Raw genomic sequence first — 20,478 nt, 5'->3', positions numbered from 1 at the left:
TCGTTAGCTTTATAGCTCATACAAAACAGCGCAATTATTTGCTGGTAATATTTGTATTAATAGCACTGTGTACCTTCGCCAGTAATTCAGACCCTGAAAATGGTTTCCTGATAAAATCATCGCCCGGACATGCTTCCATAAGAGAGTCAATATCTTCTGATGCGGAAATGATCAGTATCGGTATTTCTTTGGTGTTAATATCTGATTTCAGGCGTCTGCATACTTCCAGTATATTATGGTCCGGTAGCTGACTGTTTAAAATAAACAGGTCTGGTTTCTCAAATGCTCCTTCCAATAATAGCTTTGCATCATTCACAAAGGATATCTGGTAATGCTTTTTAAGCAATGATGATAAAAGCAGTTTTATATCAACTTCGCTTTCTGTGATGAGGATTTTCCTGGTCATAGTAATACGATTTGATGTGCAGGTGTGGAAACCAATACCGCACCAAAAAAAGCGGCCTGTTCCCTTGTCGCTTGAATATCAATTATTTAAAGGGGGTGATAAAGGAATGTCTTTAAGTGTTTTATGGAGATGATACGCTACACACCGGGGTGTTATACGTACATCGATACCAGTTCACTGATACTCACGGCATGGGTATTAATAACGGTATCCATTTCGTTCGATGCCAGGTGACATATATAGCCGGGAATGATGGTTACCGGGTTCAGTTGCCAGGTGTGCTGATGATAGGAAACGGTATCATCTATGGTATTCAGCTCATGCAGCGCTTCATTCAAACCGGTGCCGGCAGCTTTTAATACCGCCTCTTTCCGGGTCCAGTACCGGTAGAATATTTCAGGCGCCGCCGGATCATTACGGATGGCGTCCCATTCTTCCGGGGTAAACTGCTGGCGGAAATCTTCAACATGCAGTGGAACGGGCTTTTCAATATCAATACCCACATATCCTTTGCCGGCAATGGCACATACTGCAATATTACCGGAATGGGAAATATTGAAATCGGGCGCCCCCTTAATATACGGGCGTTTATAAGGAGTGTATCGGATATCAGCAAGTGTATAGTCAAGGTGCAGGCGCCGGAATGCGTATAGCAACAAATGTTTTCCCAGCAAAGCGGCATGCGCATCTTCCCAACGTCTGTACCTGTATATACCGGGCCTTGCATCTTCAGGCAGCACGGACACCAGCCGGCTGAAAGTGTCTGCGGGCAAGGGGGTATCATAACAACTGTAATAAACAGAGATGTGGGTCTTCGGCATTTTTTTATCAGGTTTAAAAAGAAGGCCTGCAGGTGCAGCACCCGCAATCTACCCCGGAATTTTCACATTTTTTTTGCAATTGCATTTAATATTTCTTGTTAAATTGGCCGCCGTTTAGAAACATCGGATCATTATTCTCCACAGCTGTATGGGGAAGTAAATAGCTATTATTTCATCAGAATATAATTATTATTTATTAATCTAATGTTAGCAATGTCAGCACGGAACAACCACCATCGCAGGCGGATTAAGCTGAATCCGCATTCTCTCTTTTGTTTTCTTCTTGTATCCATGTTATGCAGTAAACAGGGATCTGCCCAGGTAAACAATCATTCGTCGCCACCTTTTACGGCAAGGCTCATCAACATGGAAGCTGCCACCAACACCACGTTTACCTACAACACCAGGCTTCATAACGGAGCTGCTGCATCCCGTGTCTATCAACTTTCTGCAAGCCTGCCCCCGGGATGGAGTTCCTCCTTCAAAGTGGAAGGCGTACAGGTAACATCACTGAATATCGATTCAGAAAAGACCCAGGACATCTCCCTGGAAATTAATCCTGCTATAGAAACAAAACCCGGTAAATACAATATCCCGGTGCTGGCTGTTACCGGAACAGATTCTGCCCGGTTAAACCTCGAGGCAGTAGTGAAGGGCACCTACACGGTTACACTCACCACGCCATCCGGGCGGCTCAGCGACGAAGTGACCGAAGGAAACCGGAAAGAGATTCACCTGCTGGTGAAGAATACGGGCACTATTACGCTCGATAATCTGGACCTCTCCGGGCAGGCGCCCCCGCAATGGGAAGCCGCTTTTGTTCCTTCCACTATTACCCGCCTGGAACCCGGAAAAGATGCAGAGGTAATCGCCACACTGAGCGTACCCGATAAAACGCTGGCAGGAGATTATGTTACAAACTTCTCTGTTAAAAACCCGAATGCCTCTTCTACGGCAGCTTTCCGCATGACGGTAAAAACATCTGCACTCACAGGATGGCTGGGTATACTGGTGATAGTAGCTGCGCTTGGCGCCGTTTATTACCTTATCCGTAAATATGGCAGGAGATAGCAGCTTATGGAACATCCAATTATTGAAATGAATGGGCTGACCAAATACTACGGCTCTTTAAAAGCAGTGGACAACCTGCATCTGTCCATCGGGAAAGGCGAAATATTCGGGCTGCTCGGACCCAATGGTGCGGGCAAGTCAACCACCATATTAATGCTCCTCGGCCTCACAGAACCCTCGGCCGGAGAGGCGCGTATCTGCGGTATCAATGCCTCCAGGAATCCGATCCCGGTAAAACGCAAAGTTGGCTATATGCCGGACAGCGTTGGTTTTTACAATGAATTAACCGCATTGGAAAACCTTACCTACATAGGGCGGCTCAATGGTATTCCTGAAACAACAGTGGCAGACGTTGCGCGGAATATGCTGGAGGAAGTGGGCCTCGGTGCAGCCATACATAAAAAAACAGGCGTCTTCTCCCGCGGTATGAAACAGCGGCTCGGCCTGGCGGAAGTACTGATCAAACAGCCCGAAGTGATTATCCTCGATGAACCCACGCTGGGTATTGATCCTACCGGCGTGAGGGATTTCCTGGAACTCATCAGGCAATTAAACGAACGTCAGGGCCTCACCATATTGCTGTCGTCCCACCATCTCCACCAGGTGCAACAGGTGTGTAATCGTGTAGGCATCTTCGTTGGTGGACGGCTACTGGCAGAAGGCAATATTGAAACGCTGGCGGCCAACTTATTCCAGGCAGCGCCCTATGTGGTGCAGGTAACCGTAAAAACACCGGTGGGCGATACCGGCGCATTGGAAAAGGATCTCCTGCAAATGCAGGCGGTGAGTAAAGTAACCGTCGATGGGGCAGTAGTGGAGATCTCCGGCCAGGAAGATATCACGCCCGGCATTGTACGTTTCTTTGTAGGCAAAGGCTTTGATGTTACCGGTGTGCAACAGAAAAGCTATGGCCTCGATGAAATCTATCAACAATATTTTGAAAATAATTTAAAGGAAAATACATCCAATGAAAAGTCAGGTGGCTTATTTCAACGGTCTTTTTTCGGCAGGTTCAAAAAGCGTTGAGAAAAAACAAAGCAGCGTACCCAATCCATTTTCTGTGATGGTGCGCAAGGAAGTAGCCGACCAGGTACGCAGCTGGCGGTTTATCATTTTAGCTTTGCTGATACTGCTTACTTTCCTGGGCTCCATGTATGTGTCTATGACCAATATCAGCAAGGCGGTGGCCAATGCGGGCGATCCCGACAGGTTGTTTTTATACCTGAAGCTACTCACCACAACGGATGGCACACTTCCTCCTTTCCACGTATTTATTGGTTTCCTGGGACCGTTGCTGGGTATCAGTCTTGGCTTCGACGCCATTAACTCCGAGCAATCCAACGGTACCCTCATCCGGCTGATGGCGCAACCGGTTTACCGCGATTCGGTGATCAATGCAAAATTTGTGGCCTCGCTGATTGTTGTCAGCACCCTTTTCCTGTCGCTGAACTTACTGATGATAGGCGGCGGCCTCATTATTACCGGGGTAAGGATAGAACCTTCGGAAGTGATGCGTATCCTGTGTTTTGTGGTGTTAAGTGTTATCTATGTATCGTTCTGGCTTAACCTTTCCATCCTGTTGTCTGTAAAGTTCCGGCAAACGGCTACTTCCGCATTAACGGCTATCGCCATCTGGCTGTTCTTTACGGTCTTTTACCAGGTGTTGCTGAATATCATCGTAAAAGCATTCCTGCCCGATCCCGATGTGCTGAGCCAGGATCAGTTGCTGGCCTACAACAGGATTATTTTAACCTTCCTGCGCTTTATACCAAGCCAGCTTTATACCGATGCCACCACCACGTTGCTGATGCCTTCCGTCCGCAGCCTGGGGCCTCTCACGATGGAGCAGATGGCCGGCGCCATTCCTTCGCCGCTTTCTGTGCGGGAAAGCCTGCTGGTAGTATGGCCGCAGGTAAGCGGTTTAATTGCCGCCACCGTGGTGTGCTTTGCGCTTTCCTACTATCTTTTTATGCGAAGGGAAATACGTACCTGAGTACAGTAAAGGGCTACCGCTCTATTTTTGAGAGGTAGCCCTTTACGTATTTTTTTTAAGACAACAACTTTTTTTGGAGAATCAGAAAGTAATCGTAATATTGCGATGTGCTAATGAGATAATATTATGGGAGCTACCAAATCGGATTTATTCACCAAACAGCAGAACGACGTTGCCAACATGGCTAAAGCACTGGCGCATCCCGCCAGGATAGCCATTTTGCAATACCTCGTGAAAAAGAATGCCTGCGTGTGCGGCGACCTGGTAGAGGAACTTGGCCTCGCACAGGCTACCACTTCCCAGCATCTGAAGGAGCTGAAAACTGCAGGATTGATCCAGGGAACCATTGAAGGAGCCAGCGTATGCTATTGTATCAATCCAAAAGTATGGAACCAGTATCGTGAAATATTTGGCGCCTTTTTCAAAGAAGTAGCGGAACTGAAATCCTGCTGCTAAAAAAATTTGCTTATATATATCGCAATATTGCAATGATACAATGAGTTGCCTGCAAACAACCGTTTCGTAAAAATCAATGCACAAATAGCTATGACCATTTACCCAATGACAGCCGATCATGCAGCAAGTGTACTCGCTATTTACCAGGAAGGAATATCCACTGGTAACGCCACCTTTCAGACTGCAGCTCCCACCTGGGAAGAGTGGGATAAATCCCATCTTTCCAAGTGCCGCCTCGTTGCAATGGAAAACGACCAGGTGATCGGATGGGCGGCGCTTACACCGGTTTCAGGCAGGTGCGTTTACGCAGGCGTAGCCGAAGTAAGTGTATACGTTGCTTTAAACGCAGGAGGCAAAGGTGTTGGGAAAGCCCTCCTGAAAAAGCTGGTGGAAGTAAGTGAAGAGAATGGCATCTGGACATTGCAGGCAGGCATCTTCCCGGAAAATACCGCCAGCATACAGATCCACGAAGCAAATGGTTTCCGCCTGGTAGGCCGGCGGGAAAAGATCGGCAAAATGGGCGACCGGTGGCGCGATACCCTGCTGCTGGAAAAGCGAAGCACCAAAACCGGTATTTAACAAACGAACTTATTTCTTATTGATATGCAAAACTGTAATCCGGCACAACGCAAAAAACTGGGCTTTTTAGACAGGTATCTTACCTTATGGATCTTCCTGGCAATGGCCATTGGCGTGGGCATAGGATATTTCTTTCCTTCTTCATCCGGCTTCATCAACTCCTTTTCAACCGGCACCACCAACATTCCGCTGGCAATAGGATTAATACTGATGATGTACCCGCCCCTGGCAAAAGTGAAGTACGATAAAATGAACGAGGTATTCCGCAATACAAAGGTACTATCCCTGTCGCTGTTGCTCAACTGGGTGATTGGCCCGGTGCTGATGTTTGGCCTCGCAGTATTGTTCCTGCACGGATACCCGGAATATATGACCGGACTTATCCTGATCGGTCTTGCCCGGTGTATCGCCATGGTGATCGTTTGGAACGAACTGGCAGACGGGAGCCGTGAGTACGCAGCCGGACTGGTAGCACTCAACAGTATTTTCCAGGTGCTGCTCTACAGCGTTTATGCATATGTATTTATTACCTGGCTGCCAACGGTTTTTGGTATGAAAGGCATAACGGTAGCCGTTTCCATCGGTGAAATTGCAAAAAGCGTTGGCATCTATCTCGGCATTCCATTCGCCGCAGGCGTAATCAGCAGGTACGGCCTGATCGCGTTAAAAGGCGAAGCATGGTTCCGGGAAAAATTCATTCCGTTCATATCGCCCATTACCCTGATTGCGCTGCTGTTTACCATTGTGGTTATGTTCAGCCTGAAAGGAGAACTCATCGTACAAATCCCGATGGACGTGGTACGAATAGCCATCCCGCTGATGATCTATTTTGCCATCATGTTCCTGGTGAGCTTTGCATTAGGAAAAGCCGCCGGTGCCGATTATGCTAAAAATGCTTCTATTGCCTTCACCGCTGCCGGCAACAATTTTGAACTGGCCATCGCGGTAGCCATCGGCGTATTTGGCATCAACTCCGGGCAAGCCTTTGTAGGCGTAATCGGACCGCTGGTGGAAGTGCCGGCGCTCATTGCCCTCGTAAATGTTGCCTTCTGGCTCCGTAAACGCTGGTATGGCGGCGGAGTAGAAGCGCCCGTTAATACAATATCAACAACTACTTAAATTTTTATACCATGAGTAATTCAAAAATGACCTGGCAAAGTTTTAAGGACCAGTTGCAACAACATCCTGAACAAATCCTGCAGTTTCAATATGCAGCCAACAAACTGGTAGCTCCTTCTTACCATATTACCGAAATTAAACAGGCGCCCATTACTTCTGTTGATTGCGGCGGTAAGGTAAATGCCTGGACAGAGATCATCGTGCAGTTATGGGAACCGGAAGAAGCACAAACAGACCGCGCAATGGCAGTTAACAAAGCCATGAAAATAGTGGATCTCGTGGAACGGAACCTCGATCTGAATCCTAAAGCCATCGTAAAGATTGAATTTGGCAACGCTGCATTTGATACCCGCCAGATGTATCCGAAAGAATTGCTGCTGGAAGGAGAGAACCTGGTCGTAAACCTGCAACCGGATGCCACCCAATGCAAAGCAACGGATCGTGGCGCCACCTGCGGATCACCAAAAACAAAAACGCTGGAAATACCGGTAACAATGGAAGCCGGCCAATCCTGCACACCAGGAAGCGGTTGCTGCTAATTTATAAAATGTACCCATGAAAAAAGTATTAGTGCTTTGCACCGGCAACAGTTGCCGCAGCCAGATAGCAGAAGGCTACCTGAGACATTTTGCAGGAGATAAAGCGGAGATCTACAGCGCAGGCGTGGAAACGCATGGCGTAAATCCCCGCGCAATAGCCACTATGGCGGAAGATGGAATTGATATCTCCACACATACTTCCAATAACATCAATGAATACAAGGGCATCGATTTCGATTACGTGATCACCGTATGCGATAATGCAAAAGAAAGATGCCCGTTCTTCCCATCCTCTGCCATCAAGCTACACGAGAACTTTCCTGATCCGGCCAAAGCTACCGGCAGCGAAGACCAGATCATGTCTGAGTTCAGAAGCGTGCGCCAAATAATCAAGGATTATACAAAAGGTTTTGTAGAGCAGTACCTGTAATATCTCTTCTTCAATTCCCCCGGCTGTTAAATAAGTTGGGGGACTTTGATTTTTAATTTATATTTATCATCAGTAGCAAGTAAACAGCCGTCATCCGGACATTAGACAAGCATCACGCTGATGATCGTAAAACAATTCTTACAGCAATATAAATATGAAGTGTTGCTCATTGCCCTGATGCAGCATTTGTTTATCGGGATCTTTTTAAAAGATCTGCCTTTTTACACAGAAGTAATCTGGCCAATCAATATGCTTATCCTGGGCCTGGCAAGCGTGGGTGTTTTTATTGGAAAAGGCGAATGGAAAAACATCACCCGGAACGCCCTGTTCCTGCTTGTACTGGCCTTACCCATCGGCCTGCGTTTTTGGGGGCGCTATCCCGGCTATTTCCTTTTTCTGAATGTGGCCTATGTGGTATTCTTTATTTTTATCTTCTGGCAGATAGTAGGATTTCTGATCAGGCCGGGCTATATCAATGCCGACATCATTTCTGCTTCCGCCTGCGGTTACCTGTTGCTGATTGAAATATCTACTTTCCTGTTGCAGTATTTCCTCTATCAGAACCCTGCTTCGTTCAAGGGCATTGATATGTCAAACCCCGCTGCCACCTATGTGGACCTGGTATATTTCAGCAGTATTACATTAACCAGTATAGGTTTTGGCGACATCACACCCAGTGCGCATTACACAAAGCTGATCACCTCCGTTTTTGGTATTGCCGGACAGTTTTATACCGTGGTACTGGTAGGAATCATCATCAGTAAATTTTCTTCAAAAAACAGCACAGATGAACACAGCAAGCCGTTATAGATTACAACACTTCATTCCGTGGACGCAAACGAAGATTTACACCATGCTGGTTTTAAGCATGGTTCCTACGCTGTTGTTTTATTTTTTTAACTGGAAATGGCTCGCTATTCCCTGGGTGCCGGTGGCATTGCTGGGTACCGCCGCAGCCTTCATCTCCGGATTCAGAAACACACAAACCTATAACCGTACCTGGGAAGCCCGGCAAATCTACGGCGCTATCATAAACAGCAGCCGCGCGTTTGGCATTATGGTCAGGGATTTTATAAGAGTAACAGATAAAAACCAGGAGGCCGCATTACATCAGCAAATCATCTATCGCCACTTTGCATGGCTTACAGCGCTTCGTTTCCAGTTACGGGAAATAAAAAGCTGGGAGAATGTAAAAACAAGAAGTTACAACCGTGCATACCTGAAATACTATAAAGTACCCGAATGGGAAAGTAGTTTGGAAGAAGAACTGAAAGCGTTTTTACCGGAAGAAGAGCGGCAGCAGATACTATCTGCCAAAAACAGGGCCACCCAGCTCATTGCCCTTCAGTCAGCACAATTAAGAAGTTTGAATGAAGCCGCCAATATATCGGATTATAATTATGTAGCGCTGGAAAATCAGTTGAAGGACTTATACGACAACCAGGGTAAAGCAGAACGCATCAAAAACTTCCCCTATCCACGGCAGTTTTCCAGCATCAACCTCTACTTTACGTTTGCCTTTTGTGCCCTGTTGCCTTTAGGTTTTATCGGTGAGTTTTCCAAGCTGGGAGAGAAGTTTGGAGATGGTATCATCTGGCTCACCATCCCCTTCAGTATATTGATTGGCTGGGTATTCCTGGTATTGGAACAGATAGGAGAAAGCACAGAAAATCCTTTTGAAGGAAATGCCAACGACGTCCCCATTACACAGATCAGCCGGAATATTGAAATAGATGTAAGAGAGATATTAGGCCAGAAAGATTTACCCGCACCCATCACTGCTATTAACAACATCTTAATGTAATAAACATGAGTAACGAGCATCTTACTACCGTGAGAAAATGGTATCCCCGGGCGCTGACTTCCATTGATACAGTTAACCGTTTACTGGATACCATTGAAAAGCACCTGGACTTAAAGCCGCATCAGCTGATGCATGCCGATAGTATGTGTTGCGATGATGTGAATGCGATACAATATCCCCCACGGGCATACGAAATGCTTGGGCCCTTTCACCTCGGCGGATTGAATGGCTTTCCTTTTGCAGGCATCACAGGAATGAACGCATTTGCCCACCATGTACCGGAAAACGGCGCCGTCATCATCTTCTACGCGCCGCACATCGGCATCACCAAAGATGGCACCATTGGTGAAATCAGCCGTATCGGCCAATCCGGCAACTCCGCCTGCTGCGGCGCGGCCAAAGGAGCGCTGAACAAACTGTTAAACAACGAAATCATCGATGGCAATATCAGTTCCCTGGATTTCCAGATGAACACCATTGAACAGATTTTTCTGCATAACAAATACCGCATCACAGCTGCAAAGAACCAGATATTTGAGGCCACGGAAGTAATGTACGAAGCCATCGACCGGCGCATGGAAGTGCTGGTGAAAGAAACGAGCTATCCATGTAAATACGTGATACTCGCAGGCGCTATCTTTATTAATGGCGACAAAGAGATGGGCTCCTTCTGTCAATACAAAAGATTTGACTACATCAACCTTGAAACAAAAGAAAGAAAAAGCCTGCTGAAAGAATACTACGAATAATCCCCGCCCTTACTCATCCGTTCTGAAGGGTGATGCGGGCAGCAGCTCCCGGTTATACAAATTAGGGTTCACCGGGTTGTCGGACCACGCATAACGAACGTACCTGGGTACACTGATTTCATCGCTCCACACTATCACTTTGTTCCCTTCTACTTTCGCACTGGCGCATACAAATTTCTTATCAGCGCCCGCAATCTCAAAGGTGGCGGGCATTTCGCCATCATTGGTGATCAATCCACTGCCGGCATCGGTGAAGCTGACAACGATTTTATTCCCTTCCACTACAGATGATTGATAAAGCGGACCGCTGGAAGTAATATTTTCTTTATAAGCTACTTTCATAGCAGCAAGGGCCAGGCGTTCGCCTGCTTCTTTTTTATTATCCGGATGAATGTCGTTCCACTCGCCGAGGTCAATCGCTACCGCCATTCCCGTATTTGGAACAGACAACGCTTTGAATTGCGATTCCCTGAACATGGCCCAGCTGCTTTCAGTTGGCAGATAGGTATAATCCATAAACCCCGGCAGCTGTACATAGAGAAAGGGGAGCGGCCCCTGGTTCCATTTAGCTCTCCAGTCGCTGATCAGGGCCGGTAGCAGCTTAGCATACTGTTTGGGTTCACCGGCATTGCTCTCGCCCTGGTACCAGCAAAATCCTTTTATGGTATAATTGAGTTCCGGAAACACCATCGCGTTATACAACGCCGCCGGTTGATTTTGCAGGTTGATGCCCGCAGTAAAGTTTTCGCGGGGCAATGGAGGAAAAGCCGCGCCCACTTTATAGTGCCAGTCGCCTTTTAAATCAATGGTATCTGTGCCTGAAAAAATACAGTAAGGTTTATCCGGTACAAAACCGCCTTTGCCGCTGTTATTGGTAACCCTTACCACAAACAGGTTTTTACCCGCTTTCAGCAGCTCCGCAGGCACCTGGTACCTGCGTTGCGGATACAGGTAAGTAGTGCGCCCCACCTGTTGACCGTTGATGTAAAGTTCATCTGCATCTACGATCCGCCCGAGGAACACTTTGGCGGGTTTGCCGGCCATCGCAGCGGGGATCTCTATTTCCCTGCGGTACCACACCACACCATTCAGGTCTTTGATGCCCTGGTCTTCCCAGTAACCGGGAATATTGATCCTGCGCCATCCTTTGGGGATATAGGCGGCATCGTACCATTTGTAGCTTCCCGTCAATCCTGCGTCTGCCGGAGGTTTGATGGTGTTTGCCGGGGCTCGTTTGAAGCTATTGAGATAAGCGGTGTCTTTATTTTTTTGGATCGTTGCAGTTGGCGCCGGGAAGGCTTTCAAACCTTCTTCACTCATCCATGCTTCAATTGGCGTGCCGCCCACGCTGGCATTAATGATGCCTATAGGTACTTTATATTTTTCGTAGAGTTTTTTTGCAAAGAAATAAGCTACCGCTGAAAACGGCCTGACATCTTCCCCGATAGCAGGTTTCCAGGAACCGCCAGGCAGGTCGGACTGAGGACCGGATAAGCTGGTACCTCCGGGTACCAGGAACTGCCGGATCTCCGGGTAATTCGCGGCGGCAATTTCGCTGGCATAGGTGACGTCGTGAATATTCAATTGATGCACCATGTTCGACTGCCCGCTGCAAAACCATACATCTCCAAACAAAATATCATGCAGGGTAATTTTATTACCTGCAGTAATCTCCATGTTGTACGGGCCGCCGGCTTTGGTAGGTGGTAAATGCACCGCCCAGTTACCGTCTGCATCCGCTTTGGTCTGGTATGTTTTACCATTGAAACGGATCTGCACCTTTTCATTGCCGGTGGCCCATCCCCACAATTTTATTTTTTCATCCCTTTGAAGGATCATACTGTCGCGGATAAGCCGGGGTAACTTCAACTGTGCGGACCCGCTGAATACAGCGAGAAGGAATAACTGGAGGAGTATTAATTTTTTCATATCAGGAACTTTATAAAAAAAAAAGGGAGATGCTGATCATTTGCGGCGCTTCATCGTCAACGGATATCGCATACTGCAAGCCGTTTTCCAGGCCGTGGAAATTCAATGTTGGAGAGCAATAAGTATGGATGGTGAAATCTCCTTTTCATCGGTGAAGGGTTACTAAAAACCAATACTGTTTCCGCCATCTACAGGCAATACTACGCCCGTAACAAATTTGGCCGCATCACTGGCAAGGAACCAGGCCGCCTCGCCGATGTCGGCAGGTTGCCCCATTGTTCCCATCGGTGTTCTGCCAAATACTTTTGCTTTTCTTTCCGGGTCACTGTCCAATGCCTTTGCGGTCATATCGGAATAAATAAACCCCGGGGCAATGGCATTTACGCGTATACCTTTGGGCGACAGCTCCACGGCCATCGCCCGGGTCATCCCGTCAATAGCAGATTTGCTGGCGGAATAGGCAATCACTTTTGGGATGCCATACTGCGCAGCCATAGAGCTGATATGGATGATGCAACCCGCCTGTTGCTGCAGCATGTTTTTTACCACTTCACGGCTCATCGCAAAAACGGCCGTAAGATTGGTAAGGATTATCTGCTGAAAATCTTCGTCCGTTACTTCCGTAAAATCCTTTTTCATATTGGCGCCGGCGTTGTTCACCAGTATATCTACAGGACCGTAGCGGTCAATTACTCCCTGTACAAAACCCGGGATGGCGGCAAGATCAGTTACGTCACACGCTATCGCATGACACAGCGCTCCCAGCTTTTGTTGGGCCGCATCCAGTCTTTCCTGGTTTCTTCCGGCAATCACCACTTCAATACCCTGCTCCACAAACTTTTCAGCGATGGCCAGGCCAATGCCTGAACCGCCGCCTGTTACAATAGCTAATTTTCTTTTTGTTGCTGTCATCGTCCTTCGTTGGTTTAATATGCTGTGGTTAAATACCCGGTGCAAACGGGAACCGCAGACTTTTATAGTACTCCAATGTTTTGCCTGGTTGTTCGTATGATGCCGGAATAGGCATTTTGCTGAAAGTCTGGAAATACAAGATACATGCATTTCTCCACCAGATGGCTTCTGTATGTTGAATTTTCAGCAGCATGTTTACCTGTTCAAATCTTTGTTTATCTACAAAGGGCTGTAAGCTTTTCCAGGTATCCTGCATCTTTCCTGCACGTTCAGCGCCTGTGTAATATTGATAACATAATTCTTCCCATAAGCTCTTCCCGCTTTTCATCCGGAAATTCCAGGGCACATGATGAAACCACAACAAGTATTTTTCGTCGCAGGTCTGCATGTTTTCCCATTGTTCTCTTGCAGCCGGCTGGTATTGCGCCAGCGCATTGCTGCCGGTTGCGGTGCGGTTAAAGCCGATGCCGCCGCTGTCGGCTTTGTGATAATAAACCGGATTCCATTCAGGGCGTTGCTGGTTATTTACCCAGGGCGCGGGGCCGTAGTGGTGACTGGTACCCATGATATGATGCAACCCTATTGGGTTGGAATATTGTACAATGATATCGCGGCTTTCCAGCATTAGCCGGGAGGCCGCTTTCAGGAACCGGGGGTTGTTGGAATACGTCATCCGCAGCCATTCATCCGCGATTTGTTCACTGGAAATAGTGTGGTCCCACGCAAGGCGGCCAAGCGCATACCAGTTTGCCTGCGCAAATGGATGGCCGCACCAGTTGATGTCGTTGCCAATATTAGCCACGCCGGCCATGCCGGTTAAAGGATGATGCTCCAAACTTCCATCGATTACTTTTGCTACGGTGCTGCCTTTGCCTTTGCTGTATGTATCGCTTTCCAGCGTTTCTTTAAACAACGGCGCGAGGAATACAAGGCTTGTACCCTGACCGAGATATTCCTGCGTTACCTGGAACTCCATCATCAGCGGTGTTTTAGGCATGGCGCCAAACAACGGGTGAAAGGGTTCTCTTGGCATGAAGTCAATGGCCCCGTTTTTCACCTGTACCAATACGTTCGGTCTGAATGTACCATCAAGGGGAACAAAGTCGTCGTAGGCTTGCTTATGGCGGTCCAGCGGGTTCTCGTTGCTGTAAACAAATGCCCGCCATATCACTATGCCTTTAAAAGGAGCAATAGCATCTGCGAGCATATTGGCGCCATCGGCATGTGTGCGTTTATAGTCCTGCGGGCCGGGTTGCCCTTCGCTATTGGCTTTCACCAGGAAGCCGCCGAAGTCAGGCACATAGGTATATATTTCTTTTATTTTTTCCTGCCACCAGTGCTGTACGGAGGCATCCAGCGGGTCAGCGGTTTTTAGTCCGCCTATTTCCATAGGAGCGCTGAACCTTGCGGTGAGATAGATTTTGATCCCGTAGGGTCGCAGCACATCCGCCAGTGCTTTTACTTTTTCCAGGTAGGGTTGGGTGAGCACAACAGCGTTTGCATTTACATTGGTTACTACCGTGCCGTTGATGCCTATAGATGCATTCGCCCTTGCGTAGTCGATATAGCGCTGATCAATATAACCGGGCAGCGTATGCCAGTTCCAGATAGAAAAGCCGGCGTAGCCTCTTTCTACGGTTCTGTCGGGGTTATCCCAGTGATCCAGCATCCGGAGGCGGATCTTTGGCGCGGAAATAATATTTAGCTGTTGAATGGATTGCTCCGTTTGCAGGAGCCGCAGAAAATGGAAGGTACCATACAGCACACCTTTTTCTGTGTTACCGCTGATGAGGATACACCGTTTGCCGTTGAGTATTTTAGAAAGAATAACAAACCCTTCTTCACCGGCTTGTTGCAGTGGTATGGCTATCCCGGCGTTGCTGATCAGTGGGGAGGAGCGGGGAGTGCCTGCAATGATGGCGCCGTGGCGGTTAACAGCGGCGCCGTGATCTATGGTTGTTTGCAATAAACCCTGCAGGCCTGTTGATAGTTCATTCTTTACAATATCCATCGTTGCAGATGATCCGCTTGTAATGATCGTGGTAATATTTTCGCGGTAGGATTGCAGAAGTGTTTTATTTCCTACGGGTTTATATCTCAGCCAGAGATCATAACCGTTTTCTCCTTTTGCTATCAGCACGCAGCAGAGGCATAAAATCAATAACGTGTGTTTTTTCATACAGACAACAAACTATTTTATGGAATTAGTGTCTTTCTGACAATGATGCCGGAACAAGGTATTATAATCGTGGAATAATTCTTTAGTGCCGGGCTCCGAAAGGTGGCAAATTGCCTCATTTTACGCATTATTTTCGCAATCGGTTGCGTAAATATCGCAAAAAAAACCTATTCCGGTAATTTTTTCAGGGAAGAAGCCCTGATCACCATTTCCGCACGGAGCGTAATGGCATCGGTGGTATACAGGTTGCTGATCCCTTTAAGATGATTGATTAAATTGGTAGCGGCGGTATCGCCTATACTGTTGCCGGAATAGTCCATCGTAGTAAGATTGGGCTCAATCACCCTGCTGATGGGGTCATTGTTAAAACCGGCAAAGGCAATATCCTCCGGAATGCGCAGGCCTGCCGCTTTAAGCGCCAGCATGCAATACACGGCGGCCGTGTCGTTGGCAGAAAATACGGCATCCGGGCGCTCACCGGGAGCTAAGTCCAGGATATACCTGGCGGCATCTGTGCCGGCCTGCTCAGAAAGCGTACTGGATAAATAAAGCTTTTTGGAAAAGGACAGGTGATGGTCCTGCAGCGCTTTCTTGTAGCCGTTAAGCCTTTCCTGGTATACATTCCGCAGTAAATTTCCTCCCAGGTGCATGATCCGTTTGCAGCCTTGCCCTATCAGGTGTTTGGTAATATTATAGGCCGCCTCGTGGTTATTGATGCCAACAGAAGTGCTTTCCTCATGGGGAAACACGCGGTCGAAGAATACTACGGGTATTTTCCGTTTAAAGAAAGGTTCCAGGTGGTTGATGTCCTGCGCATTGGACGACAGGGAGATGAGGAGTCCGTCTACTCTTTTATTAAACATGGTGGCCGCGTTGCGCTTTTCCTTCTCCACATCTTCGAGCGATTGCGCAATAATCAGGTTGTAACCATGCCGGTTGGCGGCATTTTCCATGCCGGCCAGGGCGGACGACATAAAGTGACTGTTCAATCGCGGCACCAGCACACCCAGTGTGTGGGTATGCCTGCTCCTTAAACTACTGGCAAATGTATTGGATTGATAACCAAGCGTTTTTGCAGCCTCCACAATCTTTTTCCGGGTGTTTTTGCTGATCATAGGGTTGTTTTTCAACCCCCTGCTCACCGTGGCGGCCGAAACATTCAGGTATTTGGCTATGTCGTATATCGTGGCTTCCCGGTCTTCTGGCATTTTAGTACAGCTGTTTCTCAAAGGAAATGAACTTTTTCTGAATAAAAAAATGCAATCGGTTACGTAAATCTGATTTTTTCTTATATTCGTTTCACAGGACGAGCCCTGACCCATCAGCCAGCAATCCATTTTTTCACGTAAAAAGCCCGTTATGAAACAACTTATTGATCAACCAAAATCCGGTAGCGCTCATCTTTTTACGGCGTCTCTGACCCGGGCATTGTCAGGCTGTCCATCAGCCGGATATTGACCATGGCTTTTTACAGCCTTCTTTTCCTGGCGCAGATCGTATTAAAGATGCCATAGTATTCAAAGCATCTTCAGAAAAATATAACATTTATGTTAATGCATGAAACCATGCGCTGGTTTGGGCCGCATGATATTGTTAGTTTAAAGGACATCCGCCAATCCGGTTGCGCAGGTGTGGTTACTGCGCTGCATCATATCCCGGTGGGAGACGTTTGGCCCGTAGCGGAAATTCAACAACGGAAGTCCCTCATAGAAGCCGAAGGTATGAGCTGGACAGTAGTAGAGAGCCTGCCCGTAAGCGAGGATATAAAACGGCGCAGTGGTAATTACCCCGCGCATATAGAAAATTACAAGAAGAGTTTGCAACACCTCGCCGCCTGCGGCATAAAGGTGGTTACGTATAATTTCATGCCGGTGCTGGATTGGGTCCGCACGGATATTAGTCACACCATGCCCGACGGCAGTAAGGCGCTCTATTATGAACGCGCCGCCTTTGTAGCGTTTGATCTCTTCATGCTAAAAAGACCGCATGCAGAGAAGGACTATAGTACAGCTGAAATTGAAACAGCAGAAAAATGGCTGCATACACATACGGACGAACAAAAAAACGAAGTATTCCGGAACGCGCTGCTGGGGCTGCCAGGCAGCACTGGTCGCTTTACGCCGGAAGAAATTCTGGCAGCACTGGAAACATATAAAGGGATAGATGCTTCAACATTAAGGGAGCACTTATTTTATTTTTTGAAAGAAGTGGTGCCCGTGGCGGAACAACTGGGGTTGAAAATGGCCATACACCCTGATGATCCGCCTTATGCGGTGTTGGGATTGCCCCGTGTTGTCAGTTCAGAATCCGACTTGTTTGCAATCGTGAACGCCGTTCCTTCGCCGGCAAACGGACTGTGTTACTGTACCGGTTCACTGGGCGTACGGCCCGGTAATGATCTTACCGGCATCATTCAGCGATTGGGTGCGCACATTCATTTTCTTCACCTGCGCAACACCCGGCGCGATGCATCCGGGAACTTTTTTGAGGCCGGTCATTTAGATGGAGATGCAGATATGGTGGCTATCGTACGTGCGTTACTGTTACTGATGAAACAACGGAATGTTTCCCTGCCGGTACGGCCGGATCATGGTCACCAGATGCTCGATGATTTGGCTAAAACCACTTACCCGGGCTATTCCTGTATAGGGCGGCTGAAGGGACTTGCTGAACTCCGGGGACTGCAAATTGGTCTTGCCAGCGTGCTATAGGATAAAGTTGCAGTGCATTTCCTGTAATGCTATGCCACGGCGTTCCGGCAACGATTGCGTAAAAAAATACTTTTTTGCATGTATATTTCTGTAGCTTGATTCTGCTAACGGAGACCCAGAATTCCATATCAGCATCAACATGAAGCAACTATTTTACCTGTTACTCGTTATATTCTCTGCCACAGGCGTAATGGCACAGCAAACATATCCCTCGCGCTTAACAGTGGCTAAAGATGGCAGCGGGGATTATACCACCATCCAGGAAGCAGTGAATGCCGTAAGGGCCTATTCTCCCGTACCACTTACCATTACTGTTAAGAATGGGATATATCCTGAAAAACTGGTGATCCCTTCATGGGTAACGAATATCACCTTCATTGGCGAAAGCCGTGATAGTACTATTATTACCAACGATGATTATTCCGGTAAGCTGGTGGGTGATAAGAAGCTCAGCACTTTTAATTCCTACACCGTATGGGTACAAGGCAACGACGTGAAAATAGAAAACCTGACTATACGGAATACGGCAGGACGTGTAGGCCAGGCCGTTGCCCTGCATGTGGACGGCGATCATTTCGTGATCCGCAACTGTAAGCTGCTTGGCAACCAGGATACGCTGCTAACAGCCAACAGTAATAGCCGCCAGTATTATGAGAATTGCGTCATTGAAGGGACTACCGATTTCATTTTTGGTCCTGCTACGGCGTTGTTCCATCATTGTACTATCCGGAGTCTTTCGGATTCCTATATCACTGCTGCTGCTACCACAAAAGAGCAGGCATATGGATATGTGTTCCTGGAATGTAACATCACCGCAAACAAAGAAGCGGGTAAGGTATACCTCGGCAGACCGTGGCGCGCCTATGCCCGTACCGTTTTTATCCGTTGCGAATTGGGAAAGCATATCCTGCCGGTTGGCTGGCACAACTGGGATAAAACAGAGAATGAACAAACTGCTTTTTACGCAGAATATAATAACAGGGGAGAAGGGGCTGTTGTTACAGGAAGGGTGCCGTGGAGCAAACAGCTGAGCGGCAAACAGGCAAAAGAATATACGCCGGTAAAAATATTAGGTGGATGGAATCCCGTTTACAACGAAAAATAACTGGTATGAATATACGAAAGATAGGCATTGTATTGACTGTAGGCATGGGAGTGGCTGTACAGGCCTTTTCGCAGTATTCCTGGAAGCGGTTACCTGAAATAAGCCCATGAGCTGCCGGATACGCCGCACCCCGTTCTGGTTTTTCGACCCGTGGTTTGATAAAACGATGGACTACTCCAGCGCCTTCTTACAAAAAGTTTTCAGGTAAACCGGTGCTAAAAAATACGACACCGGTTACTTCTCCAGGAAATAACCGGTGCCGCTTATAAAAACTCTTCTGCTTTATCAATCATATCCCGGGTTCTGCGGGAAGGTAGCTTTGTTATTCATGATATCTAGTTCCTGCTGTGGTATGGGGTAAATGAGACGGAAGGCCGGCAGACTTACCTTTTTATTAGCCAGTATTTCGGAAACGGCGCGGTTGGTACGTAGCAGGTCAAACCAGCGGTCGCATTCAAATGACAGCTCCAGGCGGCGTTGCCGGTATATTTCATTCCGGAAGCTGGCCTGGTCCGGCAGGTTGGCGGCCGTTAGCTGCGGAAGACCAGCGCGGGTACGTATCATATTCAGGTAAGTAAACGCATTGCCCGCGGCGCTGTATCCCTGCTCATTGAGGATCTCTGCCTGCATCAGCAGCACATCTGCAAAGCGTAATACCGGGAAGTCGTTGCCAGCGTTTCCGTTAATGGGTTCGTCCACGAACTTACGCGGCATCATGTTGGCATTGCCGCTTGGCTTAACGGATTCCGACAGCGGTTTGCGCAGATCTGCGTCGTCATAGGCTTTCAGCAGTGTGGTATCTACTGTGATCGTTTGTGAATTGGCGTACCAGAAGCCATGATCCTGGCCGGCTACACCTTTTGCATAGCGTACGGCGAACAGTATTTCCGCATTGTACTTATTGGTAGTGCTGAATACATCCGCTACTTTAGGCAGCAGTGTAAATACGTTACTGTTTATTACATCCTGCAGTACGGTTTGAGCAGCGGCATATTTTTTCTGGTAGAGATATACCTTGCCCAGTAATCCTTTTGCTGCGCCGCTTGTAACACGCCCTGACTCTGTAGCAGCGTATGTTGCAGGTAAGTTGGCGGCGGCGAAAGTAAGATCTTCTTCTACCTGTTTGTAGATGGAGACTACATCATCGCGTTTAAGGTTTACAGCATTAACCGGATCTGTGGTAGTAGTCAGCAACGGTACTGCTCCCCACAACCTTACCAGGTTAAAATAATCCAGCGCCCTGATAAAACGCGCTTCCCCCTTAATACGGTTTTTCAATGTTTCATCCATGCTGATGCCATCAATAGCAGCCAACAGCGTGTTGCACCGGAAGATGCCGTTATATACGCCTACCCATGCATTGTAAAAGTTGGTATTGCCGGGATTATCTGAATAGCGGTTGATCTGGTAGTTTTGACCGGCATTGGAAGAAGGGTCCTGGTCTGTAAAATTGTCCGCGCGGGCTTCCATCAGTATTTCAAAGGTGGCGCCGTATTGACTGCTCTGCGCAAGTGAAGCATAACAGCCATTTACCGCAGTTACCGCATCGCCGGCGGTTTTAAAGAACTGGCCGGGTGCTATGGTAGACACGGGGTTGAGATCCAGGAACTCTTTATTACAGGAGGCAAAAGTTAATACCAGTACCGGAAGATAAAGTTTATATTTTTTCATGGTT

Annotated in this window: 21 protein-coding genes; 13 read left to right on the top strand and 8 right to left on the bottom strand. The window is 47.7% G+C overall.

Annotated features, from left to right (window positions below; genetic code table 11):
• Positions 1 to 34: 34 nt before the first annotated feature.
• Positions 35 to 406, bottom strand: a complete 372-nt coding sequence (locus B5Z18_RS03060) for a response regulator (RefSeq protein WP_079467920.1) — start codon at positions 404 to 406, stop codon at positions 35 to 37.
• A 152-nt stretch (positions 407 to 558) separates the two neighbouring features.
• Positions 559 to 1,227 (bottom strand): 4'-phosphopantetheinyl transferase family protein, encoded by a 669-nt coding sequence (locus tag B5Z18_RS03055; protein ID WP_079467919.1) that lies wholly within the window; start codon positions 1,225 to 1,227, stop codon positions 559 to 561.
• A gap of 213 nt (positions 1,228 to 1,440) precedes the next feature.
• Here B5Z18_RS03055 and B5Z18_RS03050 point away from each other — a divergent pair, with 213 nt between their 5' ends.
• The 11 genes from B5Z18_RS03050 (at position 1,441) to B5Z18_RS03000 (ending at position 9,967) form a co-directional block, all read left to right on the top strand.
• Positions 1,441 to 2,298, top strand: a complete 858-nt coding sequence (locus B5Z18_RS03050; RefSeq protein ID WP_143313476.1) for a COG1470 family protein — start codon at positions 1,441 to 1,443, stop codon at positions 2,296 to 2,298.
• 6 nt (positions 2,299 to 2,304) lie between these two features.
• A complete protein-coding gene (locus B5Z18_RS03045; protein ID WP_079467917.1) occupies positions 2,305 to 3,324 on the top strand; it encodes an ABC transporter ATP-binding protein in 1,020 nt (339 codons plus the stop codon).
• Positions 3,266 to 4,291, top strand: a complete 1,026-nt coding sequence (locus B5Z18_RS03040) for an ABC transporter permease (protein WP_079467916.1) — start codon at positions 3,266 to 3,268, stop codon at positions 4,289 to 4,291. Before B5Z18_RS03045 ends, B5Z18_RS03040 begins: the two co-directional genes overlap by 59 nt.
• A 126-nt stretch (positions 4,292 to 4,417) precedes the next feature.
• Positions 4,418 to 4,747 (top strand): ArsR/SmtB family transcription factor, encoded by a 330-nt coding sequence (locus tag B5Z18_RS03035; RefSeq protein WP_079467915.1) that lies wholly within the window; start codon positions 4,418 to 4,420, stop codon positions 4,745 to 4,747.
• A gap of 90 nt (positions 4,748 to 4,837) precedes the next feature.
• Complete coding sequence (locus B5Z18_RS03030) at positions 4,838 to 5,326, top strand: GNAT family N-acetyltransferase (protein WP_079467914.1); 489 nt, start codon at positions 4,838 to 4,840, stop codon at positions 5,324 to 5,326.
• Between the two features lie 24 nt (positions 5,327 to 5,350).
• Positions 5,351 to 6,445 carry an ACR3 family arsenite efflux transporter gene (arsB, locus tag B5Z18_RS03025; RefSeq protein ID WP_079467913.1) on the top strand — a complete coding sequence of 365 codons (1,095 nt, stop codon included), beginning with the start codon at positions 5,351 to 5,353 and terminating at the stop codon, positions 6,443 to 6,445.
• 11 nt (positions 6,446 to 6,456) lie between these two features.
• Entirely contained in the window at positions 6,457 to 6,984 is a 528-nt protein-coding gene (locus tag B5Z18_RS03020) for a DUF6428 family protein (RefSeq protein ID WP_079467912.1), read from the top strand.
• 16 nt (positions 6,985 to 7,000) lie between these two features.
• Entirely contained in the window at positions 7,001 to 7,414 is a 414-nt protein-coding gene (locus B5Z18_RS03015) for an arsenate reductase ArsC (RefSeq protein ID WP_079467911.1), read from the top strand.
• Between the two features lie 120 nt (positions 7,415 to 7,534).
• Positions 7,535 to 8,224, top strand: a complete 690-nt coding sequence (locus tag B5Z18_RS03010; protein WP_079467910.1) for a potassium channel family protein — start codon at positions 7,535 to 7,537, stop codon at positions 8,222 to 8,224.
• Complete coding sequence (locus B5Z18_RS03005) at positions 8,202 to 9,218, top strand: bestrophin family protein (RefSeq protein WP_079467909.1); 1,017 nt, start codon at positions 8,202 to 8,204, stop codon at positions 9,216 to 9,218. Before B5Z18_RS03010 ends, B5Z18_RS03005 begins: the two co-directional genes overlap by 23 nt.
• A gap of 5 nt (positions 9,219 to 9,223) precedes the next feature.
• A complete protein-coding gene (locus tag B5Z18_RS03000) occupies positions 9,224 to 9,967 on the top strand; it encodes a hypothetical protein (protein ID WP_079467908.1) in 744 nt (247 codons plus the stop codon).
• A 9-nt stretch (positions 9,968 to 9,976) separates the two neighbouring features.
• On the opposite strand, the gene B5Z18_RS02995 is transcribed toward B5Z18_RS03000, so the two are convergent.
• The 5 genes from B5Z18_RS02995 to B5Z18_RS02980 form a co-directional block, all read right to left on the bottom strand.
• Complete coding sequence (locus B5Z18_RS02995) at positions 9,977 to 11,896, bottom strand: sialate O-acetylesterase (RefSeq protein WP_079467907.1); 1,920 nt, start codon at positions 11,894 to 11,896, stop codon at positions 9,977 to 9,979.
• A gap of 10 nt (positions 11,897 to 11,906) precedes the next feature.
• Positions 11,907 to 12,026 carry a hypothetical protein gene (locus B5Z18_RS33030; RefSeq protein WP_394333861.1) on the bottom strand — a complete coding sequence of 40 codons (120 nt, stop codon included), beginning with the start codon at positions 12,024 to 12,026 and terminating at the stop codon, positions 11,907 to 11,909.
• 32 nt (positions 12,027 to 12,058) lie between these two features.
• Positions 12,059 to 12,808, bottom strand: coding sequence for an SDR family NAD(P)-dependent oxidoreductase (locus tag B5Z18_RS02990; protein WP_079467906.1), 750 nt, complete (start codon positions 12,806 to 12,808; stop codon positions 12,059 to 12,061).
• Positions 12,809 to 12,836: 28 nt separating this feature from the next.
• Positions 12,837 to 14,987, bottom strand: coding sequence for an alpha-glucuronidase family glycosyl hydrolase (locus B5Z18_RS02985; protein ID WP_079467905.1), 2,151 nt, complete (start codon positions 14,985 to 14,987; stop codon positions 12,837 to 12,839).
• A 167-nt stretch (positions 14,988 to 15,154) separates the two neighbouring features.
• Complete coding sequence (locus B5Z18_RS02980) at positions 15,155 to 16,216, bottom strand: LacI family DNA-binding transcriptional regulator (RefSeq protein ID WP_235015865.1); 1,062 nt, start codon at positions 16,214 to 16,216, stop codon at positions 15,155 to 15,157.
• A 324-nt stretch (positions 16,217 to 16,540) separates the two neighbouring features.
• On the opposite strand from B5Z18_RS02980, the gene uxuA reads away from it, so the two are divergent.
• Both uxuA and B5Z18_RS02970 read left to right on the top strand, forming a co-directional pair.
• Positions 16,541 to 17,698 carry a mannonate dehydratase gene (uxuA, locus tag B5Z18_RS02975; RefSeq protein WP_079469952.1) on the top strand — a complete coding sequence of 386 codons (1,158 nt, stop codon included), beginning with the start codon at positions 16,541 to 16,543 and terminating at the stop codon, positions 17,696 to 17,698.
• Between the two features lie 139 nt (positions 17,699 to 17,837).
• Positions 17,838 to 18,803 carry a pectinesterase family protein gene (locus B5Z18_RS02970; RefSeq protein ID WP_079467904.1) on the top strand — a complete coding sequence of 322 codons (966 nt, stop codon included), beginning with the start codon at positions 17,838 to 17,840 and terminating at the stop codon, positions 18,801 to 18,803.
• Positions 18,804 to 19,088: 285 nt separating this feature from the next.
• Here the strand turns inward: B5Z18_RS02970 and B5Z18_RS02965 are convergent, their stop codons facing one another.
• Positions 19,089 to 20,474, bottom strand: coding sequence for a RagB/SusD family nutrient uptake outer membrane protein (locus tag B5Z18_RS02965; RefSeq protein ID WP_079467903.1), 1,386 nt, complete (start codon positions 20,472 to 20,474; stop codon positions 19,089 to 19,091).
• Positions 20,475 to 20,478 lie beyond the last annotated feature (4 nt).

Source organism: Chitinophaga ginsengisegetis, from assembly GCF_900168065.1.
Lineage (GTDB): Bacteria > Bacteroidota > Bacteroidia > Chitinophagales > Chitinophagaceae > Chitinophaga > Chitinophaga ginsengisegetis.
This window is presented reverse-complemented; position numbering and strand designations above follow the sequence as displayed.